This is a genomic window from Rubellimicrobium thermophilum DSM 16684 (assembly GCF_000442315.1).
In the GTDB taxonomy this organism is placed as follows: domain Bacteria; phylum Pseudomonadota; class Alphaproteobacteria; order Rhodobacterales; family Rhodobacteraceae; genus Rubellimicrobium; species Rubellimicrobium thermophilum.
The window spans coordinates 1,001,906-1,022,807 of the sequence record NZ_KE557320.1; the positions used below are offsets into that span (position 1 = coordinate 1,001,906).

A 20,902-nucleotide genomic window follows, 5' to 3' on the forward strand; every position below is an offset into this window, starting at 1 on the left:
CTTCAACATCATGGCCGTGGCGCAGGGGGGGCGGCTCGAGGCCGAGGCCCTCCTGCTGGCGGCGAGCCTGCGCGAAGCCGCGCCCGGCTTTGCCGGCCGGCTGATCCTGGCCGAGCCCCAGCCGGGTCCGCTCTGGCCCGCCGATCCCCGCCTGTCGGAGGACGGGCGGTCCGCCCTGCAGGCGCTGGGCGCGGAGATCCGCCCCTTCGACAGCCGCCATTTCGGCGCCGCCTACCCCTATGGCAACAAGATCGAGGGGCTGGCCGTCCTGCCCGCGGGCGAGCCCTTTCTGTTCCTCGACACCGACACGCTGATCCTGGGCGACATCGGCGCCGTGCCCTTCGACTTCGACCGGCCCACGGCCTCCATGCGACGCGAAGGAACCTGGCCCGTGGAACAGCCCTACTGGCCCGGCTATGCCGGCGTCTGGGGGAGCCTCTATGCCCGCTTCGGACTCGACATGGAGGCGACGCTCGACCGCAGCCAGCCCGAGGAATACTGGGAGCGTTTCCTCTATTTCAATGCCGGCTGGTTCACGGGGCCCGATCCGGCCGCCTTCGGCGAGCGCTTCCTGCGCTTCGCCCTTGCCATCCGCGAGGAACCGGGGGATGCGCTGGCCTGCCAGAGCCTCGATCCCTGGCTCGATCAGGTGGCGCTGCCGCTGGTGGTGGCCTCCTTCGGCGGCGGACGACCCGGCCCCGAACTCGCCGGCATGGATGGCGACGTGACCTGCCACTACCGCAGCTTTCCCCTGCTCTATGCGCGCGAAAGCGATGCCGCAGTGGCGATGCTGGAAAGGCTCGCCCGGCGCGAGCCGCTGGCCGGGCTGCTGCGCCGGCACGAACCCCTGCGGCGGATGGCGCAGGAGGGCGAAGGCGCCCGCGTCCGCGCCCTGTTCGACCGCCGCCGGCTGCCGCGACGCGAAAAGGACATCCGCCAGCGGCTGAAGGCCGCCGGATACTGGCTGCGCTGATCCGATCTCCAAAAGCCAGGAACGCGCGTTCCCGTATCAGGGCATGATCGGAACGTCCGTTCCTTTGACGGGGCCTGCGGGGCATCCCGTCCCCTCTTCCGTTCCGATGCGGTTCCTCTAGGGTCGGTCCCTGTCATGGGAGGGCCAGCAAGGAGCGACAGGCCGATGCAGTTCGACACGATGCAGGTCCATGCCGGGACCGCGCCGGATGCGGCGACGGGCGCGCGGCAGGTGCCGATCTATCAGTCCACCGCCTTCGTGTTCCGCGATGCGGACCATGCGGCGCGTCTCTCAACCTTCAGGAAGTGGGATACATCTATTCCCGCCTGACCAACCCCACGGTCATGGCGCTGGCCAACCGGATCGTCGCGCTCGAGGGGGGACAGGGCGGCTGGTGCTGCTCCTCGGGCCATGCCGCGCAGATCATGGCCCTCTATCCCCTGATGGAGCCGGGGCGGAACATCGTCGCCTCCACGCGGCTCTATGGCGGGACCGTCACGCAGTTCACCCAGGTGTTCCGCAAGTTCGGCTGGCACACGAAATGGGTGGACATCGACGACGAGGCTGCGATCCGCGCCGCCATCGACGACGATACCCGCGCCGTCTTCTGCGAATCGATCTCCAACCCCGGCGGGCACATCACCGACCTGCCCATGGTCGCGCGGGTGGCGAATGCGGCCGGCGTGCCGCTGGTCGTGGACAACACCTCCGCCACCCCCTATCTGTGCCGGCCGATCGAACACGGCGCCACGATCGTCGTCCATTCCGTGACCAAGTATCTGACCGGCAATGGCACCGTCACGGGCGGAGCGGTCGTCGATTCGGGTCAGTTCGACTGGGGCGCAAGGGGCAAGTTCCCCTCGCTGACCGAACCCGAACCGGCCTATCACGGTCTGCGCTTCACCGAGGCCTTCGGGCCGATGGCCTATACCTTCCACGGAATCGCGGTCGGGCTGCGTGACCTCGGCATGACCATGAACCCGCAGGGGGCGCATTATTCGCTTCTCGGCATCGAGACGCTGAGCCTGCGGATGGAAAAGCATGTCCGCAATGCGATGGCCGTCGCCCGCTGGCTCGAATCGGATGACCGCGTGGCCGAAGTCACCTATGCGGGGCTCGAATCCTCGCCCTGGTTCGCCCGCGCGGCACGCATCTGCCCCAAGGGCGCCGGCGCGATCTTCACGATCCGCCTCAAGGGCGGCTATGACGCCTGCGTCAGGCTCGTCAACAACGTGAAACTGTTCAGCCATGTCGCCAATCTGGGCGACACGCGCAGCCTGATCATCCATTCGGCCTCGACCACGCATCGCCAGCTCACCGAGGAGCAGCAGCGCAAGGCAGGGGTTGCGCCCGATGTCGTGCGGCTGTCGATCGGGATCGAGGATCCCGCCGACATCATCGCCGATCTGGATCAGGCCCTGTCGGCCTGACGCCCTCACCGGCCCCGGAGGCGAGGCTTCCGGGGCCGGATCTTCGGGGGCCGGATCTTCGGGGGCCGGATCTTCGGCGACAGACGGTCGTCAGTCCGCCAGCGCCCAGGTCATCGCCACGCTGGCCGTCAGCGTCATCTGTCCCGGCGCGACCGGCACAGCCTCCGCCCCTGCGGCCATGCCGCGGGCATCATACATCGGCAGCGGCGCAAAGCCGCCGCTTTCGGCGATCGAGATCAGCTCACCCAGCGTGACGCCCGCGGCCTCGGCATAGAGCTCGGCGCGAGCGCGGGCATCGGCCACGGCTTGGCGGCGGGCCTCGTCCAGCGCCCCGCGCGGCTCGGCGAGGTCGAAGGTCACCCCGTTCACGCGATTGGCGCCGTCCTGCACCACGGCATCGAGCACCGCGCCGACCCGGTCGAGATCGCGCACCGTCACGTCCACAAGCTGCGTGGCGACAAAGCCGGTCATCACCGGGTTGCCGTCCGGCGTGTTGTAGTTCCAGGCCGGCTCCAGCATGAGCTGCCCGGTGCGGATGTCGCTGCTGGCGATCCCTTCCTGCGTCAGCCGCGCGAGCACGGCCTGCATCCCCTCGGCCATCATGGCCATCGCCTCTGCGGCTGTCCCGGCCTGATGGCTGACCCCGAGGCTGATGCGGGCCAGGTCGGGCTTGGCGGTGGCATGCCCTTCGCCTGTCACGGACAGGACCCGCGACAGGGAAGAGGGGGAAGGTGTCTCCTGCGCCGGGGCCGCAAGCGGCAGCAGGGCAAGGACGGCGGCAAGGGGCGCAAGTCGCATGGGACGCATGGGATGCTCCGTTCTGATCCGCCGTGAGGATTGGACCGAAAACCGCCGACGGCAAGGCACGGAGAGGTGAAGGGCACGGTCCTGCTGTTCCGTCTGGGCGGGAACCTGCTACACAGTTCCCCGCCGCCGCCGCCCTGTTCCGGCCCTGGCCGGGGAATGTTACGCCTGCATGATGAGACCTGATTTCGCCCTGTCACTGTCCTTCGAGGGGATCCGCCTGCTGCAGCGGACATCCCGGGGCTGGGTGTTCCTGGGGGAGGTGGCGCTCGATTCCCCGGATCTGGCCGGCGATCTGGCGGCCCTGCGCCGCAAGGGCGAGGCTGCGGCCGGCGGCCCGCTGCGCTGCAAGCTCGTCCTGCCCGACGACCAGATCCGCTATCTGGTGCTCGACGATCCGCAGGTCGAGGCACAGGCCGCGCGGGCCGCGCTCGACGGGCTGACACCCTATGCGCTCGACGATCTCGCGGTGGATCATGTCTCTGTCGGCGGGCGGACCCATGTCGCGGCCGTGGCGATCGAGACGCTGGAAGAGGCCCGGGTCTTCGCGGCCGAGCACGGCTTCGGGCCGGTGGCTTATGTCGCCTGGCCGGGGGGGGATGCGTTCGGGGGGCAGGAGGTCCTTTTCGGCACGGTCCCCGGCGCGGAGACGGTCGCACGGGACGCAAGGCTGCCCCTGCTGCCCGCCGGCGCCCTGGCAGACGCCCCGGCAGACGCCCCGGACAGGCCGGCAGGGGCACAGGCCGCAGAGGCTGAGGCAAAGCCGGAATTGCCTGGCAAGGCCGCGGAATCCGGCGCCGTCGGGGCGGGCGTTCCTGCCCCGCAGGACGGTGCGGAGGCGGGGCCGCCGCCCGTTGCGGAACCGGCCGCCAAGACGCCCCCCCCGGACACGGGCACGAACACGGAACCGCAGGGGCCGCAGCCCGAGGCCTCTGTCAGAACGGAAGACAGCAGCGGCAGCGACAGCGCCGGCCCTGCGGAGACCGCCCGGGAGACGACGGGCAGCGCGGGCATGGCCCATGAGGCGCCCGAGCCCGAGCCGGTCTTTTCCTCACGGAGCCGCCCCCACCGGCGCCCCAAGGCCGGGGCCTCGGCCGATGCGGACAAGCCGGCCGGCAAGCCCGCCGACGTGACGGGCGGGGATCGCCCCGAACCCGCGGCCGCCGGCGAGGCCCCGTCGGCGGTGCGCTGGGTCCTCCATGCGGACGCCCCGAGCGGCAAGGCCGCCGCTGCCCTGTCCTCCCGCCTGCCACCCCGCCCGCCGCGGCCCGTCCGCGATGGGGGCAGCGCCGGGGCGAAGGTCGTTCCCCTGTCCCGAACGGCCGACACGGCCCGTGCCAAGCCCGTCTCCGGCATCTCCTCCGGCTCCGTCTCCGGCTCCGTCTCCGGCTCCGTCTCCGGCTCCGGGGTTGCCGCCGCCTCCGGCACCCCCGCCGCTGCCTCGCCCGAGGGGACGAGGCCTGCGGCAGGGCCGCAGGGGGGGGCATCTGCGGGAGGGCGGCCGACTGCGGTGCCACGCCGATCCTCCATCGCACCCCCGCCGGCCGGCATGGCGCCTGCCACCCCCGCCGAGGATCGCGAACGGCTGACGATCTTCGGCGCCCGCAAACGCAGCACGGTGCCCCCTGTCCGGGGCAAGCCCCGTCATCTCGGGCTCATCCTGACGCTGATCCTTCTGATCGTCATGGCGGCGGTGGGCGTCCTGGCCGCGACATCGCCATCGGGCCTTGCCGGACTGCTGGGCCGCGGCAGTCCGGCCGTGGAGACGGCCTCGGCCTCGGTCTCTCCTGCCCTGCCGGCAATGGCGGTGGATCAGCCCCCTGCACCCGCCGGAACGGACGAACAGCAAGCCTCTGCCGATCCCGAACCGGACGAACAGGCCCTCAACGCCGCCGCCGACGCCGTGGCACGGGCGATGGCCGGGCTTGCCCTGCAGGGCACCCCTGCCGGCAGCGAGGCGATGCCCCAGGCGGTGACATCCTCGCCGCGCAGTGTCGTGACTGCCGCCGAGGCCGAGCGCTTCTATGCGGCCACGGGCGTCTGGCTGCGCTCCGAACGGCTGGCGGTCACACCCCGGACCGAGGCGCTGCCCTCCCTGCCTGCAGCTCTGGAAACCCGGCCGGACGCACCGCCGCCCCCGGCGCTGGCGGCACCGGCCTCGGACCCGGCCATGCTGCCCCCGGCCAATCCGCCCCCCGCCGGCACGCGTCTGCCCCGCGACGACAGGGGGCTGATCGCGGCAACGCCCGAAGGCACCCTGAGCCCCGATGGCATCCTGCTGATCGCCGGCACACCGCCGGTGCGGCCTCCCACCCGCCCCGGAACAGCCGAACCGACCGCGCAGGCCGATCCGGATCTGGCCGATCCGATGACGGCACCGCCGGCGGTCGCCCCGCCGGCCCGCCCCGACGAGGGGGTCGGCGGCGGAACCGGCACGCCCGCGATGGCCTTCGTCGATCCAGACCTGGCGCCGATGCCGGGGGCGGTGGGCCTTGGCGGGCTGGTCACGGATCCGACGGCCTCTCCGGCAGAGGACGCCATGCTGCTCGCGGCCTTCGACGGACCGCGCCCCAGCCCGCGCCCCGAAGGCCTGGCCCCCGATGAGCCCCTCGAGGAGCCCGTGGTGGCGGATGTCTTCGACGGGCCTCGCCCTGCGCCCCGTCCCGATACGATCGAGCAGGCCGGAACCGCCACGGCGGCCGCGACATCCGACACCGATGCCGCGGTGGCCGCAGCGCTGGCCGCGCCGGAACCGGCCCCCGAAGCGCCGCCTCCTCCCGCCCCCACAGCGGCCCCCGATCTTCAGTCCACGCTGGCCGCCATCGTCCAGGGGGCCCCCGATCCGCTGGCCGGAGCGACCCCCCAGGCCGTGGCGCGCGCCAGGCTGCCCGATGCCCGACCGCGCCACTTCGACCGCGTGGTCGCCGATCAGCTGGCCCGCCTTGCCCGCGCCCAACAGCCCTCTCCGCAGACCGCTGCGCCGGCAACAGCCGGCGGCGTGGGCCTGGAGGGGCTCCAGCCCAACGAGATCGCCGAATCCGAACCGGAACCTGCGAGCAGTGCGGCTGCCGTTCCCTCCGGGCCGGTCACGGCGACGGTTGCCCAGGCCGCGACCTTTCAGGACGTGATGCAGATGCGGCAGATCAACCTGATCGGCATCTTCGGCACGCCCAATGACAGGCGCGCGCTGGTGCGGCTGGGCAATGGCCGTCTCGTGCGGGTGTCGGTGGGCGATCGGCTCGATGGCGGGCAGGTCACGGCGATCGGGGACAACGCCCTCAACATTGTCCGGCGAGGCCGCACCGAGACGCTGGTGATCCCCGGCCGCTGACGACCGGGGATCGGGCAAGCCGGGCGCTCTCAGCCGCTGACCCCAGCTTCGGCAAAGGTGGCCATCCCGTCCTGACAGGCGCAGGCGGCGCGCAGCACGGCCACGGCCAGCGCCCCGCCCGTCCCCTCGCCCAGTCGCAGACCGAGCGAGAGGAGCGGATCGAGTCCCAGCGCCTCGAGCGCGGCGCCATGGGCGGCCTCGGCGCTGCGATGTGCGGCCAGCGCATGATCGAGCCCCCCCGGCACGCTGCGGGCGAGGACGACAGCCGCAGCCGTACAGATGAAGCCGTCAAGCAGAACCGGCACGCCGCGGGCCCGGGCGGCGGCGATGGCGCCCGTCATGGCCGCGATCTCGCGACCGCCCAGGCAGCGTAGCGCCTCGAGGGGATCCCGGCGTGCGGAAGGATTGGCCCGAAGACCGAGCGCCACGGCCTCGGCCTTGCGGGCCAGACCCGCCTCATCGACACCGGTGCCCCGGCCGACCCAGGTTTCGGGCTCGCCCCCCAGAATCGCCGCGCAGAGCGCCGCAGCCGCCGTCGTGTTGCCGATCCCCATTTCCCCCGGGACGAGCAGATCCGCCTCGGGGTCGAGAGCCTCCCAGCCGGCCTGAAGGGCCGCGCAGCACTCCTCCTCGGACATCGCAGGGCCCTGGGTGAAGTCGGCGGTCGGCCTGTCGAGATCGAGCGCGCGCACGGTCAGCCGCGCCCCGGCGATGCGGGCCAGCTGGTTGATGGCGGCGCCGCCGGCCTCGAAATTGGCGACCATCTGGGCCGTGACCTCGGCGGGATAGGCCGAGACGCCGCGCCGGGCGACCCCGTGATTGCCCGCGAAGAGGGCCACCTGCGGCCGTTCGATCCGCGGACGCGCGGTCCCCTGCCAGCCTGCAAGCCAGACGGCCAGCTCCTCGAGCCGGCCGAGCGAGCCGGGGGGTTTGGTGAGTTGCCGATTGCGCTCCTCGGCGGCACGGCGGGCGGCGGCATCCGGCAAGGGCAGATCCGACAGCCGGTTCCGGAAATCCGCGAAGGTCGTGAAGGGGGGCATCTGAATCCCTCGTTGTGTCCCAGCCGGCGCATGCCATAAGGCTGTCAGGTCACGAAGGAAATGCCGCCCATGCCCGACATCGGCCGCCCCCGTCCGCGCGACATCGCCGAGGCCCTCGCCCTGCTGACACGCCTGCCGGTCTCCGTCATCCCGCCGATGCGCGGGGCCGCTGCCGCCTGGGCCTGGCCGCTGGCGGGCGCGGCGGTCGGCCTTCTCGGCGCGCTGACGGCCTGGGCGGCGATGGGGCTGGGGCTGGGCGCGCAGGTAGCGGCGGCGCTGGCGCTCGGGATGCAGGCGCTGGCCACAGGCGCGCTGCATGAGGACGGGCTGGCCGATTGTGCAGACGGGTTCTGGGGCGGCACCACGCGGGAGAGGCGGCTGGCCATCATGAGCGACAGCCGGATCGGAAGCTATGGCGCGCTGGGGCTGATCCTGGTGATCCTGCTGCGCTGGAGCGCGTTGACGGTGCTGATCCGGGCGGGAGCGGAATGGGAGGCGCTGATCGCGGCGGGGGCGCTGAGCCGATGGCCGATGGCAGCCCTTCTCTGGGCGCTGCCCCCTGCGCGAGCGGATGGCCTGTCGCGCCTCGTGGGGCGCCCGGACAACCGGGCGCTGGCGCTGGGCGGGGGCATCGCCCTTGCTCTGGCTCTTGTGGCCACCGGATCCGGATCTGCGGGCCTGGGGGCCGCTCTGGCCGCGGCAGTCGTGGCAGGCGTCTGGATCCTGCTGGTGCGGGCGCGGCTGGGCGGTCAGACAGGCGATACCTGCGGCGCGGTGCAGCAGCTTTCGGAGACGGCGGTGCTTCTGACGCTTCTGGCGGGAATCTAACGGCCGGTGGGCGATGCCCCGGCGGTCAGATCTGCCGTTCGGGCATCTGGACGCGCAGACCGTCGAGCGCCGGGGTGACCTTGATCTGGCAGGTCAGGCGCGAGCGGACCGGATCGGGCTCCCAGGCGAAATCGAGCATGTCCTGTTCCATCGGCTCCTTCGGCGGCAGCCGGTCCACCCATTCGGGATCGACATAGACATGGCAGGTGGAGCAGGCGCAGGCACCGCCGCAATCGGCCTCGATACCGGGAATGCCGTTGTCGCGGGCGCCCTCCATGACGGTCAGACCGTTCGGAACCTCCACGACATGTTCACGGCCGTTATGCTCGACATAGGTGATGCGGGCCATGCGGCGGTCTCCATCGCGGTTGCGGCGCCTATCTAGGCCGCCCTTGCCCGCTGTTCCAGTGCCAGGCCGATCGCGAACAGAGGTGTGGGGCGCTGATGACAGCGCCGGACCTTCTGCCGCCGGAGCGTTGCCGAGCGCTCCGCCGGCCCCTTAGCCTGTGCGGGTCATGAAGACCTGCCATGGCCTTGCCCTGCTGATGTTCTGCACCGCCTGTGCCGCAGGCGGAGGCGATTCGCCGCGTCCCGTCCCGGCCTTCATGCAGGCGCAGATCGAACAGGACGCCGAGGGACGCTGCTGGGGACATGACATCCAGCCTGCCGTCATCGAGACGGTGACGGTGCAGGAACTCGTCACCCCGGCCGTGACCGGCCCCGATGGCGTGATCCGCGTGCCGGCCACCTATCGCAGTGTGATCCGCCAACAGATCGCCCGCGAAAGGCAGGCTGTCGCCTTCGAGACGCTCTGCCCGCCTCATTACACGCAGGACTTCGTCGAATCGCTCCAGAGGGCGCTGGCGGTGCGGGGCTATTATCGCGGGCCAGTCAACGGCCGTCTCGATGCCGCATTGGGACAGGCCGTTCAGGATTATCAGCGGGCAACGGGGCCGGACAGTCCCCTCCTGTCGATGGCCGCGGCGCGCCGGCTCGGCCCTGTGCCGCTCAGCCCCGAGGAGCTGGCGGCGCTGTGACGCGCCGCGGCAGGGCCGTCCGCAGCGCCCCCGCACGGATGAACGAAGGGCGCCCGCAGGCGCCCTTCCGATGCGGTCGGACTGTCTTTCGTCGCGCGACCGGGGTCAGCCAGCCTCATCGATCGGCAGGGCGACGAAGCGAGGCTCTCCCGCGCGGCGGATCAACAGCAGGACAGACTTGCGTCCGGCTTCACGGGCCGCATCGATCACCTCCTTGAGTTCGGCGACGGTGCGGACCGGGGTCTGGGACGCCTCGGCGATGACATCGCCCGGCTGGAGCCCCTTGTCCGCTGCGTTGGATTCGGGATCCACCGCGGTCACCACCAGACCTTCGGTGTTCTCGTCGAGACCGAATTTCTGAAGGAGTTCCGGAGCCGGCTCGGAGAGGGACAGGCCCAGCATCTCGGAGGAGCGGGGCGCCCCGTTCTGGGTGGAAGCGGGAAGGATGGAGGCTTCGGCCTCCTCGCGCCGGCCAAGTGTGACTTCGATCGGCATCACCTGCCCGTCACGCAGCACCTCGAGAGTCACGGTCTCTCCCACGGGAGCGGCCCCGACAAGGCGCACCAGCTCGCGCGTGTCGTCGATCTGGTTGCCCTCGAAGGTCAGGATCACGTCGCCCGAGCGGATCCCGGCCTCGGCGGCCGGTCCTTCGGGGACATCGGTGACAAGGGCCCCATGCGCGGAGGCCAGTCCCTCGATGGCATCCACCATGTCGGGTGTGAGGTCCTGGATGCGCACACCCAGCCAGCCGCGCCGGGTCTCTCCGTATTCCTTGAGCTGGGCGACGACATCCTTCACCACCGCCGAGGACATCGCGAAGCCGATCCCGATCGAACCGCCATTCGGCGACAGGATGGCGGTGTTCACGCCGATCACCTCGCCCCTCATGTTGAACAGCGGTCCACCCGAATTGCCCTGATTGATGGCCGCGTCGGTCTGGATGTAGTCGTCATAGGTGCCCGACAGTGCCCGGTTGCGGGCCGAAATGATCCCCGCCGAGACCGAGAACCCCTGGCCCAGCGGATTGCCCATCGCCAGGACCCAGTCGCCCACCTCGGCATCCGGACCGTCGCTGTCGCCGAACTCCACATGCGGCAGATCGGTGCCGTCCACCTTCAGCAGGGCGATATCGGTGTTGGGGTCGGTGCCGACGATCTCGGCATCCATGGTCTCGCCCGAATAGAACTCGACCCGGATCTCGTCGGCGCCTTCGATGACGTGATTGTTCGTGACGATGTAGCCGTCTGGGGAGATCACGAAGCCCGAACCGAGCGCCGAGGACCGGCGCGGTGTCCCGTCATTGTTGCGGAAATTCTCGAAGAAATCCTCGAACCCCTCGGGCAGGGGCGGCATCGGACCGATGCCCCCGGCAACCAGCGTCGTCGTGGTGATGTTGACGACGGCCGGACTGACCTGCTCGGCCAGTTCGGCAAAGCTCGCCGGGCGACCGTCTTCGTGCGAGGTCAGGGGTGCCTCGGGCGTGACGGCCGTGCCGGAGGACTCCTGCGCGGTCAGCGGCACCACCGCCCCGACGGCCAGAGCGGTGCCGATCAGCAGCGCGGCGGCCGCTGCAGGGCGGCGAGCCGCGACGGTGGGGGAAATCTGGGATGTCACGATCAACTCCTCATGCGGCGGCAGGCGCCGTTATCGGCGGCACTGTCTCACCTAAGCACCAAGCCTTGCAAAGCAAAGCCTGATCGCGCCCCGTCAAGAGGGTGTGATGCCCGCGGCAGGCAAGACCCCCATGCCATGGGCCAGCCACAGCAGCGCCAGGCCCAGCGCCATCGCCGCCAGCCCGGCAAGGCGCCGCTGCTCGAGGCTGAGCAGGCGCAGAGCGGCGAGAAGCTCCTCGATCAGCCGGGGCGCGAGGGCCCAGACAAGGCCCTCGGCCACAAGGAGCAGGCCGAGGGACAGAAGGATCCAGCCCATCGTCAGGGCTGGGCCGCCGGACCGGCCCCGGCCTCGGGCGGTTCGGACGGGGCCAGCCCGGACGGGGCAACCCCTGCGGCCGCCTCTTCGCCCGCTTCTCCGCTGGCCGCGTCTCCGCCTGCCGCGCCGCCCTCCGCAGCGGCAGCGGACCCGGAGCCGGACAGGGCTGGGCCGGCATAGAGATACTGGAAGAAGGCGGCATCCGGCGTCAGGACCATCGTCGAGTTCGTCCCCCGCAAGGTCCGCTCATAAGCCTGAAGCGAGCGGTAGAACTCGAAGAACTCGGGATCGGCGCTGAAGGCCTCGGCAAAGATGGCGGCTGCTTCGGCATCGGCCTCGCCCCGCGTGATCTGCGCCTCGCGCTCGGCCTCCGAGATGGTCTCCATCACGGTCCGGTCGGCGAGGGCGCGCACGCGCTGGGCCGCCTCGTTGCCGCGCGCGATCTCGTCGGCGGCCTCGCGTTCGCGCTCGGCCCGCATCCGGGCGAAGGTGGCCTCGAGATTCTGGATGGGCAGATTGGTCTGCTTCAGCCGCACATCCACGATAGCGAGGCCGAGATTGGCTGCCTCGCGCTGGGCGCCGTCGCGAATGCGCACCATGAGATTGCCGCGTTCGGCCGACAGGATGACATCGGATGTCACCTGATCGGCCCCCAGCACCTCGCGGATCTGGGCGTTGAGGATGGCCCCCAGCCGATCCTCGGCCGCGGCGATGCCCCCCACCCCGACGGCCTGGCGGAAGCGCACGACATCCGCGATCCGGTAGCGGGCAAAGGCATCGACGACGAGACGCCGATCATCCGCAGGCGTGACCTCGATCGTCTCCGTATCGAGGCTGAGGATGCGGTCGTCGTAATAGACGACTTCCTGGATCAGCGGCAGCTTGAAGTAGAGGCCGGGCTCCTCGCGCACCTGGCGGATCTGGCCGAACTGGAGCACGAGGGCCTTCTGCCGTTCGTCCACCACGAAGATGGAGGACAGCAGGATCACGACCCCCGCAGCGAGGATCACGAGAAGGGCAGTGGCGGATCGGCGCATGATCAGTTCCCCGTCCCGGTATTCATGTCCATGGCGGCGGGAGAAGCGGATCCGGTCTGCGGAGGCAGCGGAACCGAGCCCGTTGCCGCCATGGCGGCAGCGCCGGCACCCTGCGGGGCCCGCATCAGACGATCCAGCGGAAGGAAGGGCACCACTCCCTGCCCGCCATTCCCCCCTGCCCCGGCCACGGCCGGATCGAGGATGATCTTGTCCACGTCACCCAGCACGCGCTCCATCGTCTCGATGTAGAGGCGTTCGCGCGTGATCTCCTCCGCATTGCGGTATTCGGCCAGGACGGCAGAAAACCGGCTGGCCTGGCCCAGGGCGTTGTTGACGGTCTGGGCACGGTAGGCCTCGGCCTGTTCGATGATCTGCGCGGCCTGACCGCGGCTTTCGGCCAGAACGCGGTTGGCATAGGCATCGGCCTGGCGCTGGAGCCGGTCGCGCTCCTGCTCGGCGGCCTGGACTGCGCGGAAAGCATCGATCACCTCGGCCGGCGGATCGGCCCGTTGCAGGTTCACGCGCAGGATGCGGATGCCGGACTGATAGGCATCGAGCGTCGCCTGGATCCGTTCGCGCGCGGTATCGGCGATGATGCCGCGGTCGCGGTTCAGGATCGGCGCAAGGTTCGATGCGGCGATGATCTCGCGCATGACCGATTCGGACACGGCGCGCACCGTCAGTTCCGGATCGCGGATGTTGAACAGCAGCTGCTGCGGATCCGAGACATTCCAGACCACCTGGAAGCCGATATCGACGATATTGGCATCGGTGGTCAGCATGAGGCCGGAATTCTCGGCGCTGGTCGATGTGGTGGGGCTCGACGAGGCGCCGATGGATTCGGTCCGCTCGGAGGTGACATTGACCACGGTATAGGTCACGAGCGGCCAGGGCGCGAAGTTGAGGCCCGGCTGCCCGACTGCATAGGCCCGCCCCAGGAAGAGTTCGACGGACTGTTCCTCTGGCCGGACCGTGTAGAAGGACATGAAGGCCCACAGACCGACAAGCGCGAGACCGCCAAGCAGCATCGTGCCGCGCGTCACCTTCGGCCCGCCCCCGCCGCCGACCCCCCCGGAGGGTCTGGATGGAGCGCCGCGCCCCCCCATCAGGACACGAAGCTGCTCGCGCCCGCGATTCACCAGACGGTCGATATCCGGGATGGGAGGACCATCGCCGGGCCGGCGCAGCGGAGGTGGTCGCCGATCATCGGGACGATCATGGTCGTCATCGCCCCCCCCGCCATAACCGCCGCCGCGGCCGCCGCCGCCCCAAGGCCCCCCGTTCGCCATGCCTCTTCCCTCTTCTGTTCGCCCTCTAGCTGGTCATCCAGGGGGGAAAAGGCAAGAGCGAACCGGCAGCGGCCGGTCAGAGCAGGGCGCGCCCCGCCATATGACGCATGGCCTGGGCGATCTCCTCGACCAGGGTTGCCGCCATGCTGCGCATGGCCATGATCTCCCAGGAATCGGGGCCGATCCGGGTCAGGCTGACGGCCATGTGGACCAGAAGGGTCCGGGCGGTCCGACCTTCGGGAAAGGCGGCAGGATCCAGATCAAGGGGGACGAAGCCGGGCGAGAACGTCCTGCGCGGCGGATCCCTCGAGCACCGCCACGGCCAGGCCATCCCCCTGCTCGACGACCGAGGCATGGGCCGACAGACCCTCGGGCGGGGGGCGGCCCGCCAGGAGAAAGCGCCCCGGCGCGACCCAGATCATCCGCCCCTCGCCCCAGGCCAGAACCTGGCCGGGATCGGGGAGCATGGCACCGCCGAGAAGGCGCGACACCGCGGCCTCATGACCGCGGAAGGGCGCGACGGACCAGGCCGGCCCGGGATCGACAGCCGACAGCCGCGCGCCGCCGATCGCCAACGGCAGGGACAGCCCCTCGAAGGGCGATGTCGCGATGAGCCTAGCCACGGAGCCGCTCTCCCTTGGGATCGAGGAACACCGGATCGGTCACCTCGCACAGGGTCTCGACCCCGCGCATGGCATCCACGAGGCGGACGACCTCGCCATGGCGTTCGCGCCCCCGCCGCAGGAAGCCAAGGCCCAGCGCCCTGCCCAGCGTGGGCGACCAGCAGGCCGAGGTGACATAGCCCTGCCCGTTCAGGCGCGTGGCGGGATCCTCGCGCCGGTAGAGATGCGCACCGGCCGTGATGACGCCGTCCTGCGCCACGGGACGCAGGCCCACCAGCTGTTCGCGATCGGCCTCGAGCAGGCCCGGACGGCGCGAGGCCGCCCAGCCGATGCAGTCCTTCGTCTTGCTGACCATCCGCTCCATGCCGATGTCGAAGGCAGTGGTGCGGCCATGAATCTCGGCATGGGTGATGTAGCCCTTCTCGATCCGCAGGACGTTGAGCGCCTCCATCCCGTAGGGGCCGCCGCCCAGCGATTCGGCATAGGCGACCAGCAGACGGTAGAGCGAGGCCCCATAGCGGGCGGGCACGGCCAGCTCGTAAGCCCGTTCGCCCGAGAAGGAGATGCGGAACACCCGGCCCGGCACGCCCATGACCGGCGCCTCGGCACAGGCCATGTAGGGGAAGGCGGCATCCGACAGATCCGCATCCACCACGGCCTGGACAAGATCGCGCGACCTTGGCCCGGCGACGGAAAACTGTGCCCATTGCTCGGTGACCGAGACGCAGTGCACGTCGAGATCGGGACGCAGCACCTGCGTCACGAAATCGAGATGGCGCATCACCTGACCCGCGGCGGCGGTGGTCGTGGTCATGATGTAGCGATTCCCGCCCAGCCGCGCCGTCGTGCCGTCGTCCATCACATGCCCGTCCTCGCGGAGCATGAGGCCATAGCGGACGCGCCCCACGGGCAGGGTGGAGAAGGTGTTGCAATAGACGAAATCGAGCAGCGCCGCCGCATCCGGCCCCTGGATGTCGATCTTGCCCAGCGTGGAGACATCCGCCACGCCGACGGCCTGGCGCACCATGGTCACCTCGCGGTCGCAGCTCTGCCGCCAGGTCGTCTCGCCCGGGCGGGGAAAGTAGCCGGGACGATACCACAGCCCGGCCTCGATCATCGGGGCACCGCGATCGAGACAGGCCGCATGGGATGTCGTCAGGCGTCGGGGCGCAAAGCCCATCCCCTGCCCGCCCGCCCCCATCGCGCCGATCGAGACGGGGGTATAGGGGGGGCGGAAGGTGGTGGTGCCGGTGGCCGCGACCGGAGAGCCCAGCGCCTCGCTCAGGATGGCGATGGCCGGGACATTCCCCGTCTTGCCCTGATCCGTCGCCATGCCCAGCGTGGTGTAGCGCTTCATGTGCTCGACGCTGCAGAAGCCTTCCTGCACGGCAAGGCGGATGTCCTTCACGGTGACATCGTTCTGGAAATCCACGAACTGGCGCCTGCCCTCGACGACAATGAAGGGCCCCTGCGCGGGGGCCTGCCCCTCGGCCTCGGGCAGATCGGGATCGGGCGCGCGCAGGCCGAGATCCGCGAGCGCCGCAGATGCAGCGCGCCAGCCGTCGCGCAGGCAGCCGGCAGTGGTGAACTCGCCCGCGGCCGCCCCGGCCACGGTCATCCACGGCACCCCGCCGGGGGGAGGCAGAAAGGCCTGGAGACGATCGTCCCAGACGGGCCTGGCCCCCAGATGGCAGGCCAGATGGACCGAAGGGCTCCAGCCGCCCGAGACGGCCAGGACATCGGCCTCGATCTCCTGCCGGCCCTGAGGACCCTCGACCGTGACCCGGCTCAGCCCGAGGCGGCCCCGGGTTCCGGCGATCCGCGCCCCCGGCAGCACGGGGAAGGGCGCGCCGGGCATCGCGGCTTCGGGCCGGCTGTCCACCAGGGCCGCCACGGTCAGCCCGGCGGCGTGACAGTCGCGCGCGGTGCGATGGGCATCGTCATTGTTGCCGAAGACGACCACACGGCGCCCGGCCGCGACGCCCCAGTGATTGAGATAGGCCCGCACCGCCCCCGCCAGCATCACGCCGGGGCGGTCATTGTCGGGAAAGGGAAGCGGCCGTTCGATGGCACCGGCACACAGGACCGCGCGCCGGGCGACGATCCGCCAGAAGCATTCGCGCGGCAGATCGGCCCGCGGCGCCCTGTGCAGGCTCACCCTTTCGAGCGCGGCAAAGGTGCCCCCGTCATGGACCCCCGTCACGGTGGTGCGGGGCATGAGCCGCACATTCGGCATCTGCACGAGTTCGGCGAGAACCCGTTCCACCCAGAGATGGGGGGGCTGGCCGTCCAGCGGATCCGTCTCGGCCAGCAGACGGCCGCCCATGCGCGCACCTTCGTCGGCCAGGATCACCCGCGCCCCTGCCCGGCCTGCCGCCAGGGCGGCCGAAAGGCCCGCCGGCCCCGCGCCGATCACCAGCACATCGCAGAAAGCCCAAGCCTTTTCGCAGAGCAGCGGCCCGGCCGAAGGATCGAGCCGGCCCAAACCGGCGGCGCGGCGGATGAGCGGCTCATAGACCCGTTCCCAGAAGGACCGAGGCCACATGAAGGTCTTGTAGTAGAAGCCCGCGCCGATGAAGGGCGCCAGCCAGTCGTTGACGGCCAGGACATCGAAGCGGAGCGAGGGACGGGCGTTCTGGGACGTCGCCTCCATCCCTTCCCAGATCTCCTGCATGGTGGCGCGCGTGTTGGGCACGCCATCGACGCAGACCAACGCGTTGGGCTCCTCGGACCCGGCGGAGAGCACACCGCGCGGGCGATGATACTTGAAGGAGCGCCCCATGAGGCGGACCCCCTCGCCCAACAGCGCGGAGGCGAGGGTATCCCCCTCCACCCCATGCCAGGCAACCCCGTCGAAGCGGAAGGAGACGGGCGGCGCCCCCTGATAGAGACCCTTGCCGGCAACCCTCATCGCGCCGCCTCGCGCGCGGGGGTGGTGCCATGGACGGCATGGGTCACGGTATCCCGTTCGACCACGATCCAGGTGCCGCAGGGGTCATGATACCACATCTCGCGCAGGCGCCCGGCCGGGTTGTCGCGCAGATGGATGTAGGCATGCCAGTCCTCGGGCGGGGCATCGCGATGGGGGCGGCGCAAGGCCGTCTCGTCGCCCTGAACGGTGAATTCGCGGCGGTCCCGTTCGCCGCACCATGGACAGGTCACACGCATCCCGGCCTCCTAATGCAGCGAATGCTGCGCCCCCGTGCCTTCCTCGTCCATCAGGCCGCGGCCGGTCGCAAAGCGGTCAAGGCGATAGCGCGCCGCCACCTCATGCGGCTGGCCGGTGGCCATCAGATGGGCCATGCACCAGCCCGAGGCAGGCACGGCCTTGAACCCCCCGTAGTTCCAGCCGCAGTTCAGATACAGCCCCTCGATGGGCGTGCGGTCGATGATGGGCGACCCATCGGGCGACATGTCCATGATGCCGCCCCAGCTTCGCAGCACGCGCGCCCGGCCGATCATCGGCATGAGGGTCATGCCGGCCTCCATCACATGTTCGACCATCGGCAGGTTTCCGCGGGCGGCGTAGGAAGCGTAGAAGTCGAGATCCCCCCCGAACACGAGCCCGCCCTTGTCCGACTGGCTGATGTAGAAATGCCCCATGCCGAAGCTGATGACATGATGGATCACGGGCTTCAGTCCTTCGGTCACGAAGGCCTGGAGGACATGGCTTTCGATCGGCAGGCGCAGACCGGCCATGGCCGCAACCTGGCTGGATCGGCCGGCGACCACGATCCCCACGCGGCGCGCCCGGATCGCCCCCCGCGTGGTCTGCACGCCGACGACCCGCCCCCCCTCGATGTCGATACCCGTCACCTCGCAGTTCTGGATCAGATCCACGCCGCGCCGGTCCGCCGCGCGGGCATAACCCCAGGCCACCGCATCATGGCGCGCGGTGCCGCCGCGGGGATGGAACAGCCCCCCGTGGATGGGAAAGCGCGCATTGTCGAAATCGAGATAGGGCAACAGCTGCCGGACCCCCTCGCGGTCGAGCAGGATCGCGTCATCCCCCTGCGCGGCCATCGCATTGCCGCGCCGGACAAAGGCATCACGCTGGCTGTCCGAATGGAACAGGTTGATCAGCCCGCGTTGCGAATGCATCACGTTGTAGTTCAGCTCGGCCTCCAGCCCTTCCCACAGCTTCAGGGAATGGCTGTAGAATTCGCTGTTGCCGGGCAGGAAGTAGTTGGCCCGCACGATGGTCGTGTTGCGGCCGACATTGCCCCCGCCGAGATAGCCCTTCTCCAGCACGGCGACATCGGTGATGCCGTGATTGCGGGCCAGGTAATAGGCTGTCGAAAGGCCATGCCCCCCGCCGCCGATGATGATGGTGTCATACCGGTCCTTGGGCGCAGGATCACGCCAGGCGCGCGTCCAGCCACGGTTGCCGCGCAGCCCTTCCGCAAGGACGCGAAAGCCCGAATAGCGCATGACACCCTGTCCCCCGTGCCTTGGCTCTGCCCTCTTAGCAGGGCGAGGGGCACAGGCCCAGCCTTGTCGCGTCATGCCATGTCGCAATCAGGCGACAGGAGGAAGCGCCCCGTCAGCCCCGGCGGCTGAGAGGCGGCTCCACACGACCCGCCGGGCGCGGGGCCCTGCGCAGCGGCGGCTCGGAGCGGGCGGCGATGGGAATCACCGGCGCGGCAGCGCGCGAACCTGCCGGTCCGGTCCCGTCGGTCCCCTCGGGAGCCACCCTCCTGCCGGTTTCGCCATCCTCGAGCGCGGAGGCGATGCGATGCAGAAGCGCGTTGTTCTCGATCTGGACGGCGACGAGGCCGAAGGCCGCAACAAGCAGGACAAGGCCGCCGAGCGCCAGGCCCAGCGCCCTCAGCAACCCCGCCCCCTGCACCCAGGCCGCAGCGGACAGACCCAGGACCGCCAGCACGAAACCCGCGACAAGAAGCGGAAACAGACGGCGGAACAGGGCGGACAGATGAGGTTCCATGACGACTCTCCGGCGCTGCACCCGGATCGGATCGCACCGGACCCGCCAGGGGTCAAGCACCGTCCTGCAGGCCCCTCTGCCGGACAGGAGACCCCCGTTCAGAGCCCCTTGGCCCGGTAGCTGGCCGCGACGCGACCGATGGCCACGATATAGGCCGCGGTGCGCAGATCCCCGATCTCGGGCCGGGCGTGCCACATCTCGCGCATGGAGCGGTAGGCATCGCGCATCGTGTCATCCAGGCCCGACCGGACCAGAGCCAGTTCATCCGAGCCGGAAATGTAGTCGCGCTTGAAACTGGGCGAGAGCGTCCAGCCGAGGCCCTTGTCCTCGGACAGCCGCTCCAGCTCGCGCACGATGAGGGCGCTGCGCGCCTCCTCGGCCCGGCGCTGCATCCGGCCGAAGCGGATATGGCTGAGATTCTTGACCCATTCGAAATAGCTGACCGTCACCCCACCGGCATTGGCGTAAAGATCCGGGATGATGACGGTCCCCTTCTCGCGCAGGATCTCGTCGGCGCCGGCCGTCACAGGGCCGTTGGCCGCCTCGACGATCAGGGGCGCGCGGATGCGTTCGGCGTTGCCCCGGTGGATCACCCCCTCGAGCGCGGCGGGAATGAGGATGTCGCATTCGGCCTCGAGCATGGCGGGGCCATCCTCGTGGAAACGCGTGCCGGGCAGATCGCGCAGACCGCCATTCTTGCTCAGCCACTGGCGCGCCGCCTCGATGTCGATGCCGCTGTCGCACCAGACGCCGCCGTCGCGCTCGATGATCCCGACGATGCGCGCGCCGTCCTCCTCCGAGAGGAACTTGGCGGCGTGATACCCCACATTCCCGAGCCCCTGGATGACGATGCGCTTGCCCTCCAGACCGCCCGAGAGATGCGCCCGGGCGACATCCTCCGGGTGGCGAAAGAATTCCCGCAGGGCATACTGGATGCCCCGGCCCGTCGCCTCCACCCGGCCATGGATCCCCCCGGCATTCAGCGGCTTTCCGGTGACACAGGCCGAGGCGTTGATGTCCGTGGTGTTCATGCGCCGATACTGATCGGCGATCCAGGCCATCTCCCTCTCTCCGGTGCCCATATCCGGGGCGGGGACGTTCTGGGCGGGATGGATCAGGTCGCGCTTGGCGAGCTCGTAGGTGAAGCGGCGCGTGATCTGTTCGAGCTCGTGTTCCTCCCACTGGCGGGGATCGATGCACAGGCCACCCTTGGACCCGCCGAAAGGCACCTCGACCAGCGCGCATTTGTAGGTCATCAGGGCGGCAAGGGCCTCCACCTCGTCCTGGTTGACCATGAGGGAATAGCGGATGCCGCCCTTCACCGGCTCCATGTGTTCGGAATGGACGGAGCGATAGCCCGTGAAGGTATGGATCGCGCCGCGCAGGCGCACGCCGAAGCGCACGACATAGGTCGCGTTGCAGACGCGGATCTTTTCCTCCAGCCCCGGAGAGAGGTCCATGAAGCGGACCGCACGATTGAACATGAGGTCCACCGAATCGCGGAAGGACGGTTCCGGTGGCGTCATGGCGGCATCCTTCATGGGGTCTCCTCCTTGCTGGGCGAATCGGGCCAGGCGACCGCAATTCGCCTGACAGAATAGTCCCCAGCCTGACACGGCAAGGTTAAGATTCGGTT

General features: G+C 70.1%; 18 protein-coding genes and 1 pseudogene. 5 read left to right on the plus strand and 14 right to left on the minus strand.

The features are described 5' to 3' along the window. The first annotated feature begins 10 nt into the window (after positions 1-10). Positions 11-973: a hypothetical protein gene (locus RUTHE_RS05860; RefSeq protein ID WP_021097401.1), complete on the plus strand. Its 963-nt coding sequence runs from the start codon at positions 11-13 to the stop codon at positions 971-973. Positions 974-1,108: 135 nt separating this feature from the next. Beyond that, positions 1,109-2,403: pseudogene (locus RUTHE_RS05865) on the plus strand (O-acetylhomoserine aminocarboxypropyltransferase/cysteine synthase family protein). Positions 2,404-2,493: 90 nt separating this feature from the next. Here RUTHE_RS05865 and RUTHE_RS05870 read toward each other — a convergent pair. Continuing rightward, positions 2,494-3,201 (minus strand): SIMPL domain-containing protein, encoded by a 708-nt coding sequence (locus tag RUTHE_RS05870; protein WP_040645365.1) that lies wholly within the window; start codon positions 3,199-3,201, stop codon positions 2,494-2,496. Positions 3,202-3,382: 181 nt separating this feature from the next. Between RUTHE_RS05870 and RUTHE_RS15370 the strand changes: the two genes are divergently transcribed. Next, positions 3,383-6,538, plus strand: a complete 3,156-nt coding sequence (locus tag RUTHE_RS15370) for a hypothetical protein (protein ID WP_211217722.1) — start codon at positions 3,383-3,385, stop codon at positions 6,536-6,538. A 29-nt stretch (positions 6,539-6,567) separates the two neighbouring features. Here the strand turns inward: RUTHE_RS15370 and cobT are convergent, their stop codons facing one another. Next, on the minus strand, positions 6,568-7,578 hold the full coding sequence (cobT, locus tag RUTHE_RS05890; protein WP_021097406.1) for a nicotinate-nucleotide--dimethylbenzimidazole phosphoribosyltransferase: 1,011 nt from the start codon (positions 7,576-7,578) through the stop codon (positions 6,568-6,570). A 69-nt stretch (positions 7,579-7,647) separates the two neighbouring features. Between cobT and RUTHE_RS05895 the strand changes: the two genes are divergently transcribed. Beyond that, on the plus strand, positions 7,648-8,406 hold the full coding sequence (locus RUTHE_RS05895; RefSeq protein ID WP_021097407.1) for an adenosylcobinamide-GDP ribazoletransferase: 759 nt from the start codon (positions 7,648-7,650) through the stop codon (positions 8,404-8,406). Between the two features lie 25 nt (positions 8,407-8,431). Here RUTHE_RS05895 and RUTHE_RS05900 read toward each other — a convergent pair whose 3' ends face one another. After that, complete coding sequence (locus tag RUTHE_RS05900; protein ID WP_021097408.1) at positions 8,432-8,755, minus strand: 2Fe-2S iron-sulfur cluster-binding protein; 324 nt, start codon at positions 8,753-8,755, stop codon at positions 8,432-8,434. A gap of 166 nt (positions 8,756-8,921) precedes the next feature. Between RUTHE_RS05900 and RUTHE_RS05905 the strand changes: the two genes are divergently transcribed. After that, positions 8,922-9,443, plus strand: coding sequence for a peptidoglycan-binding domain-containing protein (locus RUTHE_RS05905; protein WP_021097409.1), 522 nt, complete (start codon positions 8,922-8,924; stop codon positions 9,441-9,443). A 105-nt stretch (positions 9,444-9,548) separates the two neighbouring features. Here the strand turns inward: RUTHE_RS05905 and RUTHE_RS05910 are convergent, their stop codons facing one another. The 11 genes from RUTHE_RS05910 to RUTHE_RS05955 form a co-directional block, all read right to left on the minus strand. Further along, positions 9,549-11,060, minus strand: coding sequence for a DegQ family serine endoprotease (locus RUTHE_RS05910; RefSeq protein WP_425413932.1), 1,512 nt, complete (start codon positions 11,058-11,060; stop codon positions 9,549-9,551). Between the two features lie 90 nt (positions 11,061-11,150). Continuing rightward, positions 11,151-11,372: a DUF2065 family protein gene (locus RUTHE_RS05915; protein WP_021097411.1), complete on the minus strand. Its 222-nt coding sequence runs from the start codon at positions 11,370-11,372 to the stop codon at positions 11,151-11,153. Between the two features lie 2 nt (positions 11,373-11,374). Beyond that, complete coding sequence (gene hflC / locus RUTHE_RS05920; protein ID WP_021097412.1) at positions 11,375-12,409, minus strand: protease modulator HflC; 1,035 nt, start codon at positions 12,407-12,409, stop codon at positions 11,375-11,377. A gap of 2 nt (positions 12,410-12,411) precedes the next feature. Further along, positions 12,412-13,698, minus strand: a complete 1,287-nt coding sequence (hflK, locus tag RUTHE_RS05925) for an FtsH protease activity modulator HflK (RefSeq protein ID WP_021097413.1) — start codon at positions 13,696-13,698, stop codon at positions 12,412-12,414. 76 nt (positions 13,699-13,774) lie between these two features. Further along, a complete protein-coding gene (locus RUTHE_RS17980; protein WP_021097414.1) occupies positions 13,775-13,903 on the minus strand; it encodes a Sarcosine oxidase, gamma subunit family in 129 nt (42 codons plus the stop codon). Positions 13,904-13,958: 55 nt separating this feature from the next. Further along, positions 13,959-14,321 carry a hypothetical protein gene (locus RUTHE_RS05930; protein ID WP_021097415.1) on the minus strand — a complete coding sequence of 121 codons (363 nt, stop codon included), beginning with the start codon at positions 14,319-14,321 and terminating at the stop codon, positions 13,959-13,961. Beyond that, the gene (locus RUTHE_RS05935) at positions 14,314-17,232 is read right to left on the minus strand and encodes a sarcosine oxidase subunit alpha family protein (RefSeq protein WP_021097416.1); all 2,919 of its coding nucleotides are present in this window, start codon (positions 17,230-17,232) and stop codon (positions 14,314-14,316) included. The genes RUTHE_RS05930 and RUTHE_RS05935 overlap by 8 nt, the downstream gene beginning before the upstream one ends. Next, positions 17,229-17,489, minus strand: coding sequence for a sarcosine oxidase subunit delta (locus RUTHE_RS05940; RefSeq protein WP_021097417.1), 261 nt, complete (start codon positions 17,487-17,489; stop codon positions 17,229-17,231). Before RUTHE_RS05940 ends, RUTHE_RS05935 begins: the two co-directional genes overlap by 4 nt. Positions 17,490-17,498: 9 nt before the next feature. Next, the gene (locus tag RUTHE_RS05945; protein ID WP_021097418.1) at positions 17,499-18,752 is read right to left on the minus strand and encodes a sarcosine oxidase subunit beta family protein; all 1,254 of its coding nucleotides are present in this window, start codon (positions 18,750-18,752) and stop codon (positions 17,499-17,501) included. A gap of 112 nt (positions 18,753-18,864) precedes the next feature. Continuing rightward, the gene (locus RUTHE_RS05950; RefSeq protein ID WP_021097419.1) at positions 18,865-19,266 is read right to left on the minus strand and encodes a hypothetical protein; all 402 of its coding nucleotides are present in this window, start codon (positions 19,264-19,266) and stop codon (positions 18,865-18,867) included. Between the two features lie 98 nt (positions 19,267-19,364). Next, positions 19,365-20,792, minus strand: a complete 1,428-nt coding sequence (locus RUTHE_RS05955) for a Glu/Leu/Phe/Val family dehydrogenase (protein WP_040645371.1) — start codon at positions 20,790-20,792, stop codon at positions 19,365-19,367. Between the last annotated feature and the right edge of the window lie 110 nt (positions 20,793-20,902).

Excerpts from the sequence above, each read along its gene's own strand:
- RUTHE_RS05950 (WP_021097419.1), bottom strand. The coding sequence starts at position 19,266 with ATGGAACCTCATCTGTCCGCCCTGTTCCGCCGTCTGTTTCCGCTTCTT.
- RUTHE_RS05860 (WP_021097401.1), top strand. The coding sequence starts at position 11 with ATGGCCGTGGCGCAGGGGGGGCGGCTCGAGGCCGAGGCCCTCCTGCTG.
- cobT (WP_021097406.1), bottom strand. The coding sequence starts at position 7,578 with ATGCCCCCCTTCACGACCTTCGCGGATTTCCGGAACCGGCTGTCGGAT.
- RUTHE_RS05900 (WP_021097408.1), bottom strand. The coding sequence starts at position 8,755 with ATGGCCCGCATCACCTATGTCGAGCATAACGGCCGTGAACATGTCGTG.
- hflK (WP_021097413.1), bottom strand. The coding sequence starts at position 13,698 with ATGGCGAACGGGGGGCCTTGGGGCGGCGGCGGCCGCGGCGGCGGTTAT.
- RUTHE_RS05940 (WP_021097417.1), bottom strand. The coding sequence starts at position 17,489 with ATGCGTGTGACCTGTCCATGGTGCGGCGAACGGGACCGCCGCGAATTC.
- RUTHE_RS05935 (WP_021097416.1), bottom strand. The coding sequence starts at position 17,232 with ATGAGGGTTGCCGGCAAGGGTCTCTATCAGGGGGCGCCGCCCGTCTCC.
- RUTHE_RS05915 (WP_021097411.1), bottom strand. The coding sequence starts at position 11,372 with ATGGGCTGGATCCTTCTGTCCCTCGGCCTGCTCCTTGTGGCCGAGGGC.
- RUTHE_RS05945 (WP_021097418.1), bottom strand. The coding sequence starts at position 18,752 with ATGCGCTATTCGGGCTTTCGCGTCCTTGCGGAAGGGCTGCGCGGCAAC.
- RUTHE_RS17980 (WP_021097414.1), bottom strand. The coding sequence starts at position 13,903 with ATGGCCGTCAGCCTGACCCGGATCGGCCCCGATTCCTGGGAGATCATG.
- hflC (WP_021097412.1), bottom strand. The coding sequence starts at position 12,409 with ATGCGCCGATCCGCCACTGCCCTTCTCGTGATCCTCGCTGCGGGGGTC.
- RUTHE_RS05895 (WP_021097407.1), top strand. The coding sequence starts at position 7,648 with ATGCCCGACATCGGCCGCCCCCGTCCGCGCGACATCGCCGAGGCCCTC.
- RUTHE_RS05905 (WP_021097409.1), top strand. The coding sequence starts at position 8,922 with ATGAAGACCTGCCATGGCCTTGCCCTGCTGATGTTCTGCACCGCCTGT.
- RUTHE_RS15370 (WP_211217722.1), top strand. The coding sequence starts at position 3,383 with ATGAGACCTGATTTCGCCCTGTCACTGTCCTTCGAGGGGATCCGCCTG.
- RUTHE_RS05955 (WP_040645371.1), bottom strand. The coding sequence starts at position 20,792 with ATGACGCCACCGGAACCGTCCTTCCGCGATTCGGTGGACCTCATGTTC.
- RUTHE_RS05870 (WP_040645365.1), bottom strand. The coding sequence starts at position 3,201 with ATGCGACTTGCGCCCCTTGCCGCCGTCCTTGCCCTGCTGCCGCTTGCG.